The organism is Bradyrhizobium sp. AS23.2 (genome assembly GCF_001908185.1).
Lineage (GTDB): Bacteria > Pseudomonadota > Alphaproteobacteria > Rhizobiales > Xanthobacteraceae > Bradyrhizobium.
Genome location: NZ_LGHM01000387.1, coordinates 1 through 2077, shown reverse-complemented (window position 1 = coordinate 2077; position 2077 = coordinate 1). Strand labels below are relative to the sequence as shown.

3 protein-coding genes are annotated in these 2077 nt (G+C 57.5%); 1 reads left to right on the top strand and 2 read right to left on the bottom strand.

Annotated features, from left to right (window positions below; genetic code table 11):
- Positions 1-57: 57 nt before the first annotated feature.
- Together AC630_RS42395 and AC630_RS46125 are read right to left on the bottom strand one after the other, a co-directional pair.
- The gene (locus AC630_RS42395; RefSeq protein WP_074124393.1) at positions 58-1026 is read right to left on the bottom strand and encodes an Ldh family oxidoreductase; all 969 of its coding nucleotides are present in this window, start codon (positions 1024-1026) and stop codon (positions 58-60) included.
- Positions 1027-1061: 35 nt separating this feature from the next.
- Complete coding sequence (locus AC630_RS46125; RefSeq protein WP_167561399.1) at positions 1062-1232, bottom strand: hypothetical protein; 171 nt, start codon at positions 1230-1232, stop codon at positions 1062-1064.
- 245 nt (positions 1233-1477) lie between these two features.
- Here AC630_RS46125 and AC630_RS42390 point away from each other — a divergent pair, with 245 nt between their 5' ends.
- A complete protein-coding gene (locus AC630_RS42390; RefSeq protein WP_074124391.1) occupies positions 1478-1975 on the top strand; it encodes a hypothetical protein in 498 nt (165 codons plus the stop codon).
- Positions 1976-2077 lie beyond the last annotated feature (102 nt).

Below are 2077 nucleotides of genomic sequence, written 5' to 3'. Positions count from 1 at the left end.
ACTTCGTCCCCGCACACAATCCGCGGGCGTCGATGTGACCCACATACTTCCAGAAAATCAGGGCTTATTGTACCGGCTCATCGCTTCCACGAGTGAATCGGGAAGCTCGATTTCAAGCGAGGACTGCTTCCTTCCCGGAATATGGATACCTTTAGCTGCCAGACGTGCCGAATGCGAAGCTAGCCGGGTTGAAAAATTCGGGGCGAGGATGGCTGGCTTTAGGGCGATAACCAAGAGACCAGCACCGGGTGATCGGTTGCCGTCTGCGAAAGACGGCGCATCAAGAGACCAGTTCGCGCCAGTGACCCCCGCCGCAAGAATTTCTACAAATAGCGCAATATTGGCTCCGCGGTCGCCTCCGAATGCGAGAAGTGCCCCTTTCAGGGCCTCGTTCGCATCGGTGGTCGGTCGACCTTCCGTGTCGATGGCCCAGCCCTCGGGAATCGGCTCGCCACTCTCGGCAGCTCTCCTGACATTGACGAACGCAGTTGCGCTCGATGCTTGGTCGATAAGCAAAGGGGGGCCGTTTTCCGTAGGAGCGGCAAAGGACAGCGGATTAGTGCCATAGACCGCTTCGGTACTCTTGCCGGCCGCCACATGAGCCGATCCATTGGTAGCGGCAACCGCTACCAATCCCGCCTTAGCGAGGCGGCGCGTATAATAGCCAAGTTCCCCAGCGCTATAGCTGTTCGACTGCGAAAAGACCGCGATGCCGTAGAGCTCTGCGCGCTTCTGCAGTTCGTCGATCGCTAAATCGAAGCCGAGTTGGGCGATGCCGCCTCTCGCGTCAACTTGGATCATCGCGGGCGTGGGAAAGCTGATTTCAGGCTGGGCTGAGCCAATGATCCGCCCGGCCGTAATACTGTCTAGATAGTCCAGAAGGTGCGAGAAACCGACTGAATGACGGCCAGAAAGCTCTGCAGCGACGGTCGCATTCGCCAAAGATGTCGCAAGCGCTTCACTAGCGCCAACGGCAATAAGGGTTTGTCGCGCCATCGTTTGGGCGTCTTCTATAGTAAATCGCACTGATGCCTCGTTCGGGGCTAATCCTGCGGCCAATATTAGAGGGAAAGAACCATTTCGATATAGCCATTGAGTGGTGAATAGTTGCAATTGCGCGCCGCTTGCCGGCACGTCCCATACGCCGGCATTCCTTCGACTTCAGCTTCCCACCCGTTGCTGCCGATCGTCGAGCCATTGTCGAACGGCGTCACCAGACCCGTTTCAGACATTGGCCTTGGTCGCGGCATGGCGCTTTTGAGACCTCGCGCGATGTCCGCTGTCCGGTCGCTATCGGTGGAAAAGCGGACGTACCGCTGACATGGCGAAAACGACGCGATTGACCCGGAGCGGACATCGCTCGATTTCTCTCAACTTTAAACTAAGCCAGTAACTGAGCCGAAGGACTGCCGAGTATACTCGCCCTCAGAGACACTGATGATCCATCTGTCGGATCGAACTCGCTCGGAATTGCAGGATGATAGATCGGGCAGCACGCGACCAGCTTTCCAGGAACCTTAGGCGCCTGATTGCCGGAGCGATCACCAACGACCAGTTCGAGCGCCATACCCTGGTGAGCGACGAGGATGCCGCGATCTTGGCGATCACGGACATGGCATGGCTTCTCTACAGCGACATGAAGGAGCATCGGTTGGTCGGTCGTCACAGCATCGCTCCACTCTGGAGCCGGGAAGTGCTGCGCTGGGTCTTGTTTCTCGACGGCGACTTTGAGTACCGCTGGCCGGAGATTTCCCTGCCTGGCCTTCCGCCTATGCAACGTGCTCGCCCGGTTGTGACGCGATGGCTGAGCGGACGTAACGCGATCTCCCACGAACGTGCCGCCGAGTTTCTGGCAGCTGGAGATTACAATGCTTGGCCGTTTATTTCGCGATCGGACTACAAGCATGCCTTGAGGCATCCGAGGCGGCTGGCGGGAAGGTCAAGATCATCACAAACGGAACAACTCGGGAATTGATAGCGAAACATGTCTTGAGCGAACATGACGAGCGGAAGATCGGCTGTGCCTGCTTGTGACTCGTTTGAGACATGCCGACTGCCCACAAATGTCGGCTGTTCG